This window comes from Bacillus sp. Au-Bac7 (assembly GCF_021341655.1).
Classification (GTDB): Bacteria; Bacillota; Bacilli; order Bacillales; family Cytobacillaceae; genus Niallia.
Genome location: NZ_JAJTTG010000012.1, coordinates 76,641 through 92,731, shown reverse-complemented (window position 1 = coordinate 92,731; position 16,091 = coordinate 76,641). Strand labels below are relative to the sequence as shown.

Genomic DNA, 16,091 nt, shown 5'->3' with positions numbered 1-16,091 from the left:
ACCAGTTGCAGATGCGGTCTCAGTCGAATCAGACCCTATCATAAGTGGTGTTCGTGAAACAAACAACGGCTATGCTGATTTGCCACCAAGAAAGAACAAGAAACAAGATAATACACTGCATGACTTTTTGACAAATGTTCTATCACAAAAATACAAAGGAAGTGCTGACACTTTGGAAAAATCTCCTAAAGCTGAAAGTGATCAAGTTTCTCCAAAGAAAGAAGTGAAACCGACGGAGAACAATACAGCAGCAGATAGTATCTTTAAGCATCCTCTTAATCCCTTAGGCTCTTCTTTAAGAAGCAAAAAAAGCCACACTGAACAAGAAAAGAAAAAGGAAGCGGAAGTTCAGGAAGTTCCTTTAAATACTACAAATAATACAAAAACAGATGTAAAAACACAGATAATCAATGCAAAAGATCAAAAACTCGCATTGGAGAAGCAGTATTTTGCCTTAATGAAACATGCCGAATATATGTACAAGAAAATCAGAGAAGAACGACTAAAAAAATCAAAGAAATGATGGGAGTATTTTAATTACTTGCTTTTTTTAAGGAAGTGAATAGATGGATAGCATAAAAAAATTGCAAAATGAGTATGTAAAGGTTGAAATATCAGGAAAAACTGTGTTTTCCGGAGTTCTCTTGGACAACGGCCTAGATATTATCGTGATAAATGATGGCGAAAAGTACCTTTATATTCCGCTTAACCATGTCCATAATATAAAAAAATCGCTTAAAGGAGAATCAGAATTCACTATTGATACAACTGGCGGAGATTTGCCATTTCAAGATGCTAGTGAAAACATTTCATATCGAAAAATCCTAAATAATGCGAAGGGGCAGTTTATAGAATTATTTGTCACAGGAAATAAGTCTATTCATGGCTATATTACTAATATTTTGAATGACTATATTGTATTTTACTCACCAGTTTTTAAGACTATTTTCATTTCCATGCATCACATAAAATGGCTTATTCCCTATACTTCTAATTTAACACCCTATACTTTGAATAACGCAGATCTCCCCATTGTCCCCTCCACTATACCTTTAGCCCGCACTTTTGAAGAACAATTAAAAAAACATGCTGACCAATTACTTGTATTTGATTTAGGAGATGCTCCTGACAAGATTGGTTTAGTAAAAAATATTTCCAACAATATTATAGAGATAATTACAGCCGAGGGTATACCTGTTTATTGGAAGCTAGCCCATTTAAAATCGGTTCACTTACCATAATAAAGACAACTAAAAAACATCTCAGGGAAGATGTTTTTCTTTTGCCTTTCCTTTTATATTTTCTGTCTTTGATGAAAATAAAAAGGAGATGGCTTTTTTTCTCAGCCATCTCTTTTTTATTAAACACTATCACTGCCAAAAAAGCTCTTGAATGCTTCAAAGGTGGTATCTCTGTTCAATGCTGCAATGGAAGTGGTCAATGGAATTCCTTTTGGACAAGATTGAACACAGTTTTGGGAATTGCCGCAATTTGCAAGCCCTCCATCTCCCATAATTTGTTCAAGGCGCTCTGACTTATTCATCGCTCCTGTCGGATGGGCATTAAAGAGACGCACTTGGGATAATGGAGCTGGTCCAATAAAATCCGATTTGCTGTTCACATTCGGGCAAGCTTCTAAGCAAACACCGCATGTCATGCATTTAGACAGTTCATATGCCCATTGTCTTTTCTTTTCAGGCATTCTCGGTCCTGGTCCAAGATCATAAGTACCATCGATTGGAATCCATGCTTTCACCTTTTTCAAGCTGTCAAACATGCGGGTTCTGTCGACCTGCAAGTCTCTGACAACTGGGAATGTGCGCATCGGTTCCAAGCGGATCGGCTGTTCAAGCTGGTCGACTAATGCTGTGCATGACTGTCTTGGTCTTCCGTTGATGACCATCGAACAAGCTCCGCATACTTCCTCCAAGCAGTTCATATCCCAGGAAATTGGAGTTGTTTTTTCCCCTTTGCTGTTGACTGGATTTCTTCGTATTTCCATTAGGGCAGAGATAACATTCATGTTCGGTCTGTATGGCAATTTAAATTCTTCTGAATAGGGTGCTGAATCAGGATCATCTTGTCTTGTTATCAGAAATGTAACCGTACTTGCTTCCCCCATCTTATTTCACTCCTTCTTTTTGTTTCGAATAATCCCGTTTTCTAGGCGTAATTAGTGATGTATCAACATCCTCATAATGGAATTGAGGTGCTTCACTTTCTGATACGAACTTTGCCATTGTTGTCTTCAAGAAGTCTTCATCATTTCTGTCTGGATAATCAGGTTTATAGTGAGCGCCGCGGCTTTCATTACGGTTATATGCTCCAATTGTGATTACCCTTGCCAGCTGAAGCATATTTTGAAGCTGGCGTGTAAACACTGCTCCTTGATTGCTCCATTTCGCTGTATCATTAATATTGATGTTTTTATAGCGCTCCAGCAATTCCTGGATTTTGTTATCTGTATCTTGAAGTTTGTCATTATAACGAACTACTGTTACGTTATCTGTCATCCATTCCCCTAATTCCTTATGAAGCACATAGGCATTTTCCGTTCCGTCCAGCTTCATAATACTATCCCATTTTCCTTGTTCTTCTTTGACTGCTTGATCGTATAGGGTAGAGGATAGGTCTTCTGCACTTTTGCTCAAACCGTTAATGTATTTGACTGCATTCGGACCAACAACCATACCGCCGTAAATGGCAGACAGCAAGCTGTTTGCTCCTAACCGGTTTGCACCATGCTGAGAATAATCGCATTCCCCTGCAGCAAATAAGCCAGGGATATTTGTCATTTGATCATAATCGACCCATAATCCGCCCATTGAGTAATGAACTGCCGGGAATATTTTCATTGGTACTTTTCGAGGATCATCGCCCATGAATTTTTCATATATTTCAATGATACCGCCGAGTTTTATGTCAAGCTCCTTCGGATTCTTATGGGACAAGTCCAAATACACCATATTTTCTCCGTTGATGCCAAGCTTTTGGTCTACACAAACATGGAAGATTTCCCTTGTCGCAATATCCCTTGGCACAAGATTGCCGTATGCAGGATATTTTTCTTCAAGGAAGTACCATGGTTTTCCATCTTTATAGGTCCAGACCCTTCCGCCTTCACCCCTTGCTGATTCACTCATCAGGCGGAGTTTATCATCGCCAGGAATAGCAGTTGGATGAATTTGGATGAACTCCCCGTTTGCATAGTAAGCACCCTGTTGATAAGTGATGGCAGCGGCAGATCCTGTATTGATAACAGAGTTTGTCGATTTACCAAAGATGATACCAGGTCCGCCTGTTGCCATAATAACAGCATCACCAGGGAAAGCTTTAATCTCCATTGTTTTTAAGTCTTGCGCTCTTATACCGCGGCAGACACCTTCGTCATCAAGGACTGCTCCAAGGAATTCCCAGCCCTCATATTTAACAACTAGTCCATCTACCTCGTATCGGCGTACTTGCTCATCCAATGCATACAAAAGCTGCTGTCCAGTCGTTGCTCCAGCGAATGCTGTCCGGTGATACTGTGTTCCTCCAAAACGGCGGAAATCAAGAAGTCCTTCTGGTGTCCTGTTGAACATTACGCCCATGCGGTCCAACAAATGAATAATCCCTGGTGCAGCTTCTGCCATCGCTTTAACTGGCGGCTGGTTTGCTAAGAAATCCCCGCCGTATACAGTATCATCAAAATGCTCCCAAGGAGAATCCCCTTCCCCTTTCGTGTTTACCGCACCGTTTATGCCGCCTTGTGCACAAACAGAATGGGAACGCTTGACTGGCACAAGGGAAAACAATTCGACAGGTGTCCCAGTTTCCGCTACTTTGATTGTGGCCATTAATCCTGCTAAACCACCGCCTACAATAATGACTTTCCCTTTACTCATTTTATTCCACTCCCTTAATCTAGTGCTCTATCATTCTAGTTTCTATACAAAAGCTAACAGCGCTCGTACGCCGATTGTTGATAAGATAATGAAAATTCCAATCGTAACATATGTACTAATTCTTTGTGATTTAGGAGTAACTGTAATTCCCCAGCTGACACAGAATGACCATAACCCGTTAGAGAAATGGAATATAGTGGAGATTACACCAACTAAATAAAAGGCAAACATCCAAGGATTTCCTAAGATTTCCTCCATCATATTATAATTGACTTCTTTCCCCATTTGAGCAGCTACCCGTGTTTCCCAAACATGCCATACAATGAATATCAATGTTACAATTCCAGTAACCCTCTGGATATAAAACATCCAATTTCGGAAATATCCATATTTCTTCGTATTGTTCTTGGCTGTAAAAGCAATATAAATACCGTATACAGCGTGATAAATAATTGGTAAAAAAATCACGAAAATTTCTAAAAAGTATCGGAACGGCAAATGCTCCATAAAGGCAGCTGCCTTATTAAATGATTCCGGTCCCTTTGTAGCAAAATGATTGACAACCAAATGCTGGATCAAAAATACACCGACTGGGATAACCCCCAGTAAAGAATGTAATCTTCTGAATAGAAACTCTCGATTTTTTGCCATACTTTTCCCCCCCTAATGATGAAATAGTTCTTTTTCCTCATAAAAGCGATTACAAGATAGAAAACTTACAATTCTGTGACAATTTCATTGTACTCCCAATAAAAATCTCGGTCAAGAAAACGGATACAATTATTCCAGATTTCTTTATCCTTTTTTATTATATGATTTTGCTCTTGGAAAAATTTCTACTTTATTTTACCGCATAGAAACTTTGGCCCTAAGGGAAAAATAATAGAAGCTGATAGAGCAGATGGCAGTAAGATTAAGCCTGCTTTTTCTCCTAGCTTTTTCTTGCTTGGCTTAAAGCTTTATATGATGTGTTATTTTGCCATACAGAACTAATAAAATAGACCTGATTTTCCTGTTATTATTCCCTTATCGCTATGTTTTTTTCTAGATTTTAAAGTATACTATTAAAGCGATATATTTTTTGTCGAAATTTACGATGCATTTAATGAATTTAATAACATATATTTAATAGAATTGTAGAAAGAGGAGAGAGGCAATTGAGCGAGATTACAACAGAAGAAAGAATAACGAAAGTAGAGGAAGACTCTCTTACAGTACCTGCCTATGGATACGAATTGCTGCGTGAAATTTTAATACCTGACTTGCTTGGAAGAGATACTCCGGATATCCTTTATTGGGCTGGCAAAAGAATTGCCCGAACTTTCCCCCTTGACCACTTGGAAGGAGCAGCTGCTTTTTTTGAAAAAGCAGGCTGGGGTCAGCTTGAAATCGTGAAAGCAAATAAAAATGAGATGGAATATAGCATTACAAGTCCATTAATTGAACAAAGGCTGAAGGAAAAGGGCAAATGCACATTCCAGTTGGAAGCAGGCTACCTTGCACAGCAGCACGAACAATTAAAAGAAGTAGTTGCAGAAGCGTTTGAAGATCCAAAACGACGCGGCAAAAAAATTACTATCACTGTCCGCTGGGACAGCAAAGATCCTGTATAAAAAAAGGTCCTCTTTCTTGAGGACCTTTTTATTGTTGTTATGCATTAATAACCGGTAAATTGCTCAAATCGAACGCATCATGAAGTGTTTCGACTGCTTTCACCATATTGCTTTTCTCAATAACAGTAGACACCTTAATTTCTGATGTGCTTACCATTTTTATCACAATATCTTGTTCTGCCAGCACTTTGAACATGTCTGCAGCAACACCTGGATTGGAAATCATGCCAGAGCCGACAATAGAGACTTTCGCAAGTCCTTGCTCTGACGCAACTCTATCATAACCAAGCACTGCTTTGTTTTCTTCAAGGACCTTAACTGTTTCTCCTAAATCACTGTCCTTAATGGAGAAGGAAAGGTTCGTTCCTTTGCTTTCAGTCAAGCTTTGTATGATAATATCCACATTGATGTGATGTGAAGCCAATGTAGAAAAGATAGTGGAAAGGCTAGTTAGCGGATCTTTCAGCCCAAACACCGTTACACTCGTAATATTATCTTCAAAAGCGACTCCGCGTACTACTAAATTTTGTTCCATTGATACTTCCTCCTCGATGATAGTTCCTTCTTCTTGTTCCATGCTTGAACGGACCACAAGCGGCATTTGATAGTTTTTCGCATATTCAACTGCTCGTGGATGCAATACCCCTGCGCCAAGGTTTGCCAATTCTAGCATTTCATCATATGAAATGGACAGCAGTTTTCTTGCTTCTTTTACAAAGCGCGGATCTGTCGTATATACACCTGTAACATCCGTATAAATATCGCATTTATCTGCCTTTAACGCAGCTGCTAGAGCTACCGCAGTCGTATCAGAACCGCCGCGGCCAAGTGTTGTAATGTCTCCGCCTTCTGTGATTCCTTGGAAGCCTGCGACAATGACAACCTTGCCATCCATCAGATGTTCTTCGATTCTCTCTGTTTTTATATTTAATATGCGGGCATTGCCATGGACTGCTTCTGTCTCCATGCCTGCCTGCCAGCCTGTAAACGAAATGGCATCTATATTCTTTTCATTCAGAGCCATAGCAAGTAAACTGATTGTGATTTGTTCTCCTGTTGACAGGAGTACATCCATTTCTCGTTTGCTCGGCTTTTCTGTAATTTCACCAGCTAGTTTTACTAATGAATCCGTTGTTTTTCCCATTGCTGAAACGACGACAACGACGTCATTCCCACGATTTTTTTCTTCCATTACTCTTTCGGCAACATGTTTAATTCTCTCTGCACTTCCGACAGATGTTCCGCCAAATTTTTGAACTACTAATCCCACAGCTATTCCCTACCTTCTTTTCTCTTCTTAGAAGCTCTGTTCTATCACCTTTTTTTGCAAACAAAAAAGGCAATGAGAACATCTCATTGCCGTGCAGGTAAATACATATAAATGTGCACAAACAGCGAGATAGCTCTCCAAAACAGTTCCTTGTTTTGACAGTCTTACATTTATTCAATGCAAAACCAGCAAAGGAACGATGAGTTATCCCTTCACTTCGGCGATCTTCCCTTTCATAATTCTTCAATGAAGCTCATCCTTCTCCGAATTATTACTATTGAAGCTCGCACCTCTACCTTCACTTATTAAGTTATAAGTTGCCATCATTATAGCATATGGTTTTCAGCTTAACAACGCTATTTTTTATTTTTTTGCATAAAAATACAATCAATCTTTTAATTTTTCAAGAAGCTCCTCTGCAACAGCAGCTGGAATTCCGATATTTGTGAAGTCAGTAATCGATGCCTCTTTCATCTTTTTAACAGATCCAAATGTTTTTAACAGGAGCTTACGACGTTTTTCTCCAATCCCTGCAATGTCATCAAGCATAGACTGGAAGGCATTTTTCGAGCGCACTTGACGATGAAAGGTAATCGCAAACCGATGGACTTCGTCTTGAATACGCTGCAGGAGATAGAACTCCTGGCTGTTTCGTGCCAGCGGTATAATTTCAAGCGGATTTCCGTAAAGCAGCTGGGAAGTTCTGTGCTTATCGTCTTTCGCCAAGCCTGCAACCGGAATATCGAGTGCCAGTTCATCGAGGAGAATTTCTTTGACAGCCTCAATATGACCTTTCCCTCCATCAACAAGAATCAAATCTGGCATTGGCAGTCCATCTTTTAATACGCGCTGATATCTTCTGCGCACAACCTCCCGCATCGATTCATAATCATCCGGTCCTTGAACTGACTTTATCTTATACTTCCTGTATTCCTTTTTCGCCGGTTTTCCGTCAACAAACACAATCATGGCCGAAACTGGGTTTGTTCCTTGAATATTACTGTTATCAAAGGCTTCAATTCTGTGCGGCGTGTAAATCCCCATCTGGCTTCCTAAATTCTCTACTGCTTTGATTGTGCGCTCTTCGTCTCTGTCAATTAAAGCAAATTTTTCATGAAGAGCATTTTTGGCATTTTTATTTGCCAACAATACTAGGTCCTTTTTCTGACCTCTTTGCGGTTTAATCACTTTCACACCAAGAAGCTCTTCGACCATTTCCCCTTGAATGGAATCTGGTATTAAGATTTCTTTCGGTTTGAAATGATTAGCCTTTGAATAAAATTGTCCGAAATAGGTGAGCATCTCTTCTTCCGGCTCTTGATAAATTGGGAACATGCTAACATCTCGCTCAATCAGCTTTCCTTGTCTGATGAAAAACACTTGGACACACATCCAGCCTTTGTCAACTGAATATCCAAAAACATCTCTGTCGACAAGGTCAGTCATCATCATTTTTTGCTTTTCCATCGTAGCTTCAATATTAGCAATCTGGTCTCTGTATTCTTTTGCCCGCTCAAAATCAAGCTCCTCAGCAGCAGCTGACATTTTTGCTGTGAGCTCCTTTTTTATCTCCTTATAGCCGCCATTCAGAAACTTTGTAATCTCATCAACCATCTTGCGGTATTCTTCCTGAGGCACCTCATTTACACATGGAGCAAGGCATTGTCCAAGATGATAATAAAGACATACTCTGTCTGGCAATGTAGTGCATTTACGAAGAGGATAAAGCCTGTCAAGGAGCTTTTTCGTTTCATTAGCGGCCTGTACGTTAGGGTATGGACCGAAGTATTTGCCTTTATCCTTTTTCACATTACGTGTCGTAATTAACCGGGGATGTCTTTCTGCTGTCAGCTTAATAAATGGATAACTTTTGTCGTCCTTAAGCATAATATTGTATTTCGGATCATGCTTTTTAATTAGATTAATCTCTAAGATAAGTGCTTCTATATTAGATGAAGTGATAATATATTCAAAGTCCTCTATTTCATTCACAAGCCGCAAGGTTTTCCCGTCATGCGAACCAGTGAAATAAGAGCGGACGCGGTTTTTAAGTACCTTTGCTTTCCCTACATAGATGATCGTTCCTTGTCTGTCTTTCATCAGGTAGCATCCTGGCTGGTCAGGCAAAAGCATCAGTTTGTTTTTTATTGTATCGTTCATTGCAGTCCCTCCCTGAACGCACTTGTTTATACAGAACATAAGTACTATTATATATGATAGGGCAGAAGCTCGTTTTCAGCAACTATGAGTGTGTGTAAGTTGGAGGAAGGGAATGAGGATTTTTCCAAAAGTCCAACTAAAAGCTGATTAAAGGCCAAAAAAAGAACCCTAGGAAGTCCCAGGGTTTTGTTTTTGAGTCTTAAACGTGTTTAGCCAATAGCTCAGAAAGAGCTTCTTTTGGTTGGAAACCAACAACTTTATCGACTACTTCGCCGTCTTTGAATACCAACAATGTTGGGATGCTCATTACGCCGAATTTAGAAGCTGATTCTTGGTTTTCGTCAACATCGATTTTCACGATTTTAACTTTATCACCAATTTCTGAATCCAATTCTTCCAATACTGGTGCAATCATTTTACATGGTCCGCACCAAGGTGCCCAAAAATCTGCAAGGACTACGCCTGAACCTGTTTCTTCTGAAAAGTTTTGATCTGTTGCATGTGAAATTGCCATTTATATATGCCTCCTCTTAGTGTTAAACCTGATAATATCCCAAAGTATACCACCGTTTTACTATTGATGCTAATAATTTGTTTCGTCCATCATTTTTCCCATCTGTTCCTGCATCTATTCAGTCGTTTTGCCCACTTGACTTTCGTTATTGGCTGTCTTGAGATCTCAAGCCTTTCTCTAGTAATGGCAACACATCAAAAACATTCCCGACAATTCCATAATCTGATGCTTGAAAAATCGGTGCTTCTTCATCCTTGTTAATCGCAATAATGATATCTGCTGACGTAATGCCGACTAGATGCTGGATAGCTCCTGAAATTCCACATGCGATATATATTTTTGGGGCGACTGTTTCTCCTGTCTGGCCAATTTGATTGGATGCATCACACACGCCAAGTTCAACAGCCCCTCGTGACACGCCAACTTTACCTCCTAATGTCTCGGCAAGCTGTTTGACAAGAAGATAGCCACTTTCATTTCCAACACCTCTGCCTGCTGCAGCAATTATGTTGGCATTTGCCAGTTCTTCCTTGCCGCTGCTCTTTTTCTCAAGCCGGACAAGGGAAAAGTCAGGATTGTTTACAATTGGAGATTGTATCTCTTTAATACCCTTTTTCTCCTCAAGCCTGTTATCAGCTTTCCAAGCTTTTTGCTTTATGCTTAAAATACAATGATTGTTTATCTGCACCTTGTTGATAATATTTCCAGATAAAATTTGTCTTGTTACAAACAAGCTATCTGGCCCCTTTTTTATTTCTACAATATTAGAAACTAGGGGGAGTTTAAGGGATTCGGAAAGACATGCTGCTAGTGTTTTGCCAAAGTCCGTCTGTCCTAATAACACGGCATAAGGCTGCTCTGCTTCTATGAATTGCTTTATGAGAGGAAGCAATGTATGAACATTAGGTCTGGAGAGCTTACTGTTTTTCATGAACACAACTCTGTCACAGTGATAATACATAAGATCATCAGCAATTGATTCATCATCGTCGTCGCCGAGAAGCAAGACAACTATTTCGCTATCGCTGGATATTTTAGTAGCTGCCTCCATGCACTCTAATGTGACTGAATGTAATTTATCCTGTCTTTTTTCCGCAATAATCACTATTCGCTTTTTCAATTTCTCTCACTCCCGTCACTCTTGTATATGGCTTTGTATTATTTGCGCCAATTGTTTCACTTTGTCTTCCAGTTCCCCTTCCAACAGAATCTTTTTCCGATCATTTACGAAATAGCTGAAATCAACTGTTTGAATATCCTTTTGATTTTGATAGGCTGCTGTCTTTTTTTCGAGAGGCTTTTGTTTAGCCTTCATGATGCTTGAGAGCTTCGGCAAACGAGGTGTATGCAGGCCTTGCGGGATTGTGAGGAGAACTGGAAATTTCCCTTTATATGTCTCTAAATCTCCATTGCTCTCCTTCGTTATGAAAACAGCCTCTTTTTCTACTTCCAGCTTTGCCGCCTTTGAAAGGAAGGGAAGTCCTAATATTGTTGCCACTCTAGGTCCAACTTGTCCTGAGCCCCCATTTGTCGAAAAGTCTCCAGCTAAGATAAGATCATACGGCAGGCTGCTTAATTGCTCAGCAATAAGCTTAGAAATGACAGCCGGCTCTAAGTCTTCGTCTGTTTTTACGAATAGGGCATTGTCTGCTCCCATCGCAAGTGCTCTTCTAAGATGTTTTTCAGCTTCCCGATGGTGAACAGTCAAGACTGTAACGCTGCCTCCGTAAGCTTCCTTTAAAAGCAGAGCTTCCTCTAATGCTGCTTCATCTGGCGGATTAACACTTTCTTTTAAATTGGTATGCTGTATCTTCCCGTTCTCAATCATAAGCTGCTGGTTTGCTTCCAGGACGATTGAAAGCAAGACGATGATATTCATCCCCATTATCTCCCTTCTTCCGTTTCCTTCTCCTTTAACTCTCTTCTCAATACTTTGCCGATCGCTGACTTTGGCAGCTCATCACGGAATTCATAAATTCTTGGCACCTTAAAGGTTGCCATCCTTGTTCGCATAAATGTATTCAGCTCATCGTCTGAAACCTGCTCTCCTTCTTTCAACACAATAAATGCCTTCACTGTTTCGCCGCGGTAAGAGTCTTTCACACCGACAACTGCTGCTTCCTGAACGGCAGGATGCTCATACAGAACCTCTTCAACTTCTCGTGGATATATATTAAAGCCGCCGGCGATTATCGTATCCTTCTTCCTGTCAACAATATAGAAAAAGCCCTTTTCATCCATATAACAGAGGTCGCCTGTATACAGCCATCCGTCCTTTAGAACAAGCTCTGTCTCTTCTTGATTATTCCAATATCCCTTCATTACTTGTGGTCCTTTAACTGCCAGCTCACCAATTTCTCCAGGAGGGAGCATTTCACCCGTTTCCGGCGAGAAAACAGCAGCATCTGTACCAGGCCACGGTACACCTATGCTTCCTTTAACAATATCGTGATCCCATAAGAAGTTAACATGAGTCACTGGAGAGGCTTCTGTCAGTCCATAGCCCTCAACCAGCTTTCCGCCAGTCTTCTCTTCAAAGCGGTCGATAATCTCTTTAGGAAGCGGAGCAGAACCGCTTATAGCGGCAATGATTGAGGATAGGTCATATTTTTTAATATCTGGATGGTTCAACAAGCCGATATAAATGGTCGGCGCCCCAGGGAATACGGTAGGCTTTTGTTTATGAATCGTTTTAAGTGCAGTAGTCGCATCAAATTTTGGGAGCAAGATCATTTTGTATATCTCCATGACAGACAGGACAAGCACAGTCATCATCCCATACACATGGAAAAGGGGCATAATTGCAAGGAGCCTTTCTTTGCCTTTCTCCAGCTTATACAGCCACTGGCGGCACATAGCAGTGTTGGCAACAAGGTTTTGATGTGTTAGCATAACGCCTTTCGGGAATCCTGTTGTTCCTCCTGTGTACTGGATAATCGCCAAGTCTTCCTCAAAGTTAAGGCTGTGTTCTGTAAACTCTTCTACAGGCTTTTTCCAAATTTTTTTTAACAGATGGGTAGATCCCTCATGTTTGACGGAAGGAATAATGCCATGCTCTTTTTTCTGGATATATGGATAAACGAGATTTTTGGGGAATGGGAGGAATTCACTGATAGAGGTTACAAGTATTTGCTCTATACTTGTCATTTCTTGTACATTTTTTACGCGGTTGTAAAGGATATCGAGTGTAATAATGACTTTTGCGCCAGCGTCATTGAGGATAAATTCAATTTCTCTTTCTTTATAAAGAGGGTTTACTGGAACTACAATCGCTCCGGCAAGCATAATGGCATAAAAACTGATTACAGTTTGCGGGATATTTGGCAGCATTACTGCAACCCTGTCTCCCTTATTCACTCCGATGCTTTGCAAATAAGCTGCTAGTTTAGATGATTTTTGATACGTTTGCTTAAACGTTAATTCCTTTCCCATAAAGTGAACTGCCTTATGTTTCGGATATTCTATTGCTGCATTGCGCAGCAGCTGGGGAAGGGTTTCTGCCTTATAATAAACATTTTTCGCTGTTTCCTTTGGATAAAGTTCAAGCCAAGGTTTCTCTGTTTCCAAACCTGCTCCTCCTAACATAGTTGAGATTGTACTAGCTTATTATATGGCGGGAAGGAGCTTTAGGACATTTAAAATAAGCCTAAATTATAAAAAGGGCATTTTTAAATAACATAAGAGACCAGTTTCCTTGAAACTGGTCTCTGAATGTAGCCAAACTTCTATAAGGTTGTAGATCTGCAGCCAGCCAGTATACTTAAAAAACTGGTCTACCCCATTAGGAGATGCCTGCACCTATTATATAGGAAAGGCCGATTGAAATAATCATAGAGATAAGACCGACCGCTCTGTTATCATTTTTTATCTCTTCATCAATCTTAAATTTCGGTGTTAAAAACTCAAAAATAAAGTATCCTATCAGCAATAGGAAGAAACCGAATATTCCCCAGGCAATCATCGTCAGCAATGAGTCATTCTGCATGATGGAATGCCTGAATACATTCGCAATCCCGAATATTTTACCGCCTGTTGCCATCGCAACAGCAACATTCCCTTTTTTTATCTCTTCCCAGTTATTATATTTTGTAACTAATTCAAATATAGATAAAAAAACAACGATGCTCAGGATAACAACACTGTAATCGCCAGCGGTGTTCACATATTCATTGCTCCAAAATGCATTCATCTGGCATCTCCTCTCTCTTGTCTTGTTTCTATTATTTCAGTTCTACAACGGTAACGCCGCTGCCGCCTTCCCCAGCCTCACCGAAGCGAATACTTTTGACGGAACGATGGTTTTTCAAGTATTCTTGCACACCTGTTCGTAGTGCTCCAGTTCCTTTGCCATGAATGATGGATACTCTTGGATAGCCTGCTAACAGACTGTCATCAATATATTTCTCAACACGCGCCAAGGCATTTTCATACCTTTCCCCTCGAAGATCTAGTTCAAGACTTACATGGAAATCTTTGCCCCTGATTGTTGCAAGTGGTTTTGTTTCCACCACTTTAGGCGCTTTAATGAACTCCATATCACGCTCTTTCACTTTCATCTTCATAATGCCGATTTGAACTTGCCACTCTTTATTAGAGACCCTTTCAATCAGCTGGCCCTTCTGGTCAAATGTCAGTACTTTTACTTCATCCCCCGGCTGGAACTCATGATTTGTTTTCACTGCTTCTTTTCGCTTAATCGCTGATTTTGGAGCAGCATCCTCAAGGCGTTTTCTTGCATCAATTAATTCATGCTCTTTAATTTCCGCCCGTTTCTCCAGCTGCATTTTCCGTAAATCTGAAATGACTGTTTCCGCTTCTTGTTTCGCATTTTCAACGATATCTGCGGCTTTCTTTTTAGCCTTTTCTTCAAGCGCCTCTTTTTTCTCGTAATATTCCATTACTTGCTTTTGCAGGTCACGATGCAGCATTTCCGCCTGCTTCAGCAAATCAGCAGCTTCCTTATGCTCGGATTCTGCAGCTCTGCGGCTTTCTTCCAGGGAAGCAATCATATTTTCAATTTTGTTCGTTTCTGCACTCACATGAGATCTCGCTGTTTCAATAACATCCTCATTTAATCCGAGTCGTTTGGAAATCTCGAACGCATTGCTCCGTCCAGGAACACCAATCAGCAGTTTATAGGTAGGACTTAATGTCTCAACATCAAACTCTACACTGGCATTAACTACACCTTCTCGATTATACCCGTATGCTTTCAACTCAGGATAATGGGTTGTGGCAATTACTCTTGCTCCTCTTTTGTTTACTTCATCCAAAATAGAAATGGCAAGTGCTGCCCCTTCTTGAGGATCTGTTCCGGCACCAAGCTCATCAAACAGGACAAGGCTGCTGCTGTTAACTTCCTTCAATATGCTTACAATATTGACCATATGAGAAGAGAATGTACTTAATGATTGTTCAATAGACTGCTCATCGCCAATATCTGCATATACAGCCTCAAACACACCCATTTCTGATTCATCAAGAGCAGGAATTTGCAAACCGGATTGAGCCATTAATGTGCATAAGCCTACTGTTTTTAATGTTACTGTTTTACCGCCTGTATTCGGTCCTGTTATAACAATAGAAGAATAAGCATCTCCTAATGCGACATCATTAGCTACAACCTCGTCAATTGGAATCAAGGGATGTCTTGCCTTGAACAAGTTTATTTTTCTTTCATTATTTATGATTGGTTTTGTTCCTTTAATGCGATGACCATATTTCGCCTTAGCAAACATAAAGTCAATTTCCTTTAATATCTCCACAATTTCCAGCAGCTCTTCTCTATGCTCTGCCACAAGAACAGTCAGCTGTGCTAGAATTCGGTCTATTTCCTGCTGCTCTTTTACGCGTATGCCTTGCAGCTCATTATTTAATGTTACAACCGATTGAGGCTCAATAAATAATGTTTGACCTGAAGCACTTTGGTCATGGATGATTCCACCATAATGTCCTCTGTATTCTTGTTTAACAGGGATAACATAACGGTCATTCCGGATTGTGATGATTGTATCTGACAGCATCTTTGCTGCATTAGCGGAACGAATCATGCTTTCTAGTTTTTCCCGCACCTTCGATTCATTTCTTCTTAATTGGTTGCGAAGAGCGCGCAATGCTTCACTCGCACTATCCATAACTGTCCCTTGTTCATCAATGGCCATTTTAATTTCTTCTTCCACTTCAGCGAGCACAACAATGCCGTCAACCAGTTCCTGTAAAATAGGGATTGGATCTTCTTGATGGAATTCCTCTGTGAATCTTTTTATTTGTCTGCTCACATGGACTGTACTTGCTACTTGGTTCAATTCAACGGGACTTAACATCCCGCCGATGGATGAACGCTTCACATGCGGGCGGATATCATGTATTCCGCTTAACGGAATGTTTCCCCTCATTCGGAAAACTTTTGCCGCTTCATCTGTTTCCTCCTGCCATTGAACCACTTCTTCATAGCTTGTGGAAGGCATCAGCTCAGAAGCCTTTATCATTCCTAATGGAGAAGAAACATGCTCTAGCAGCTGGCTTTTAATCTTGTCGAATTCTAATGTCTTCAATACTCTTTCTTGCATGGAGTTATCTCCTTTATCTTTTTAATGCAAACGTAAATTTTTCTTTCCTAGTATTATAGAAAAAATTTTTTAGCTTTT

At 40.3% G+C, this 16,091-nt stretch carries 14 protein-coding genes and 1 riboswitch; of the genes, 3 read left to right on the top strand and 11 right to left on the bottom strand.

Translation table 11 applies throughout. The annotated features are described in order from the left end of the window. Positions 1-523: hypothetical protein (locus LXM54_RS22445; RefSeq protein ID WP_233317557.1), on the top strand; the 523-nt coding region annotated here is incomplete at its 5' end. Positions 524-566: 43 nt separating this feature from the next. Further along, a complete protein-coding gene (locus tag LXM54_RS22440) occupies positions 567-1,241 on the top strand; it encodes a DUF2642 domain-containing protein (RefSeq protein WP_233317553.1) in 675 nt (224 codons plus the stop codon). A 119-nt stretch (positions 1,242-1,360) separates the two neighbouring features. Here LXM54_RS22440 and sdhB read toward each other — a convergent pair whose 3' ends face one another. From sdhB to LXM54_RS22425, 3 genes are read right to left on the bottom strand one after another with little or no spacing between them, the layout of a single operon-like run. Then, positions 1,361-2,122 carry a succinate dehydrogenase iron-sulfur subunit gene (sdhB, locus tag LXM54_RS22435; protein ID WP_233317551.1) on the bottom strand — a complete coding sequence of 254 codons (762 nt, stop codon included), beginning with the start codon at positions 2,120-2,122 and terminating at the stop codon, positions 1,361-1,363. A gap of 1 nt (position 2,123) precedes the next feature. Next, positions 2,124-3,887 (bottom strand): succinate dehydrogenase flavoprotein subunit, encoded by a 1,764-nt coding sequence (gene sdhA, locus LXM54_RS22430; RefSeq protein WP_233317549.1) that lies wholly within the window; start codon positions 3,885-3,887, stop codon positions 2,124-2,126. A gap of 42 nt (positions 3,888-3,929) precedes the next feature. Beyond that, positions 3,930-4,538: a succinate dehydrogenase cytochrome b558 subunit gene (locus LXM54_RS22425; RefSeq protein ID WP_233317547.1), complete on the bottom strand. Its 609-nt coding sequence runs from the start codon at positions 4,536-4,538 to the stop codon at positions 3,930-3,932. A gap of 506 nt (positions 4,539-5,044) precedes the next feature. Between LXM54_RS22425 and LXM54_RS22420 the strand changes: the two genes are divergently transcribed. Beyond that, a complete protein-coding gene (locus tag LXM54_RS22420; RefSeq protein WP_233317545.1) occupies positions 5,045-5,500 on the top strand; it encodes a YslB family protein in 456 nt (151 codons plus the stop codon). Positions 5,501-5,537: 37 nt separating this feature from the next. Here the strand turns inward: LXM54_RS22420 and LXM54_RS22415 are convergent, their stop codons facing one another. The 8 genes from LXM54_RS22415 to LXM54_RS22380 all read right to left on the bottom strand — a co-directional run bounded on the left by LXM54_RS22415 (position 5,538) and on the right by LXM54_RS22380 (position 16,013). Next, positions 5,538-6,770 (bottom strand): aspartate kinase, encoded by a 1,233-nt coding sequence (locus tag LXM54_RS22415; protein WP_233317543.1) that lies wholly within the window; start codon positions 6,768-6,770, stop codon positions 5,538-5,540. 122 nt (positions 6,771-6,892) lie between these two features. After that, positions 6,893-7,073: riboswitch (Lysine riboswitch) on the bottom strand. Positions 7,074-7,157: 84 nt separating this feature from the next. Beyond that, a complete protein-coding gene (gene uvrC / locus LXM54_RS22410; protein ID WP_233317542.1) occupies positions 7,158-8,930 on the bottom strand; it encodes an excinuclease ABC subunit UvrC in 1,773 nt (590 codons plus the stop codon). Between the two features lie 199 nt (positions 8,931-9,129). Next, positions 9,130-9,444 carry a thioredoxin gene (trxA, locus tag LXM54_RS22405; protein ID WP_144456514.1) on the bottom strand — a complete coding sequence of 105 codons (315 nt, stop codon included), beginning with the start codon at positions 9,442-9,444 and terminating at the stop codon, positions 9,130-9,132. A 145-nt stretch (positions 9,445-9,589) separates the two neighbouring features. Further along, positions 9,590-10,564: an electron transfer flavoprotein subunit alpha/FixB family protein gene (locus tag LXM54_RS22400; RefSeq protein ID WP_233317540.1), complete on the bottom strand. Its 975-nt coding sequence runs from the start codon at positions 10,562-10,564 to the stop codon at positions 9,590-9,592. 15 nt (positions 10,565-10,579) lie between these two features. Next, positions 10,580-11,323: an electron transfer flavoprotein subunit beta/FixA family protein gene (locus LXM54_RS22395; protein WP_233317538.1), complete on the bottom strand. Its 744-nt coding sequence runs from the start codon at positions 11,321-11,323 to the stop codon at positions 10,580-10,582. A 5-nt stretch (positions 11,324-11,328) separates the two neighbouring features. Then, positions 11,329-13,011, bottom strand: coding sequence for a long-chain-fatty-acid--CoA ligase (locus LXM54_RS22390; RefSeq protein ID WP_233317535.1), 1,683 nt, complete (start codon positions 13,009-13,011; stop codon positions 11,329-11,331). Between the two features lie 214 nt (positions 13,012-13,225). Then, a complete protein-coding gene (locus LXM54_RS22385) occupies positions 13,226-13,633 on the bottom strand; it encodes a DUF350 domain-containing protein (RefSeq protein WP_233317532.1) in 408 nt (135 codons plus the stop codon). A gap of 31 nt (positions 13,634-13,664) precedes the next feature. Next, positions 13,665-16,013: an endonuclease MutS2 gene (locus LXM54_RS22380; RefSeq protein ID WP_233317530.1), complete on the bottom strand. Its 2,349-nt coding sequence runs from the start codon at positions 16,011-16,013 to the stop codon at positions 13,665-13,667. Between the last annotated feature and the right edge of the window lie 78 nt (positions 16,014-16,091).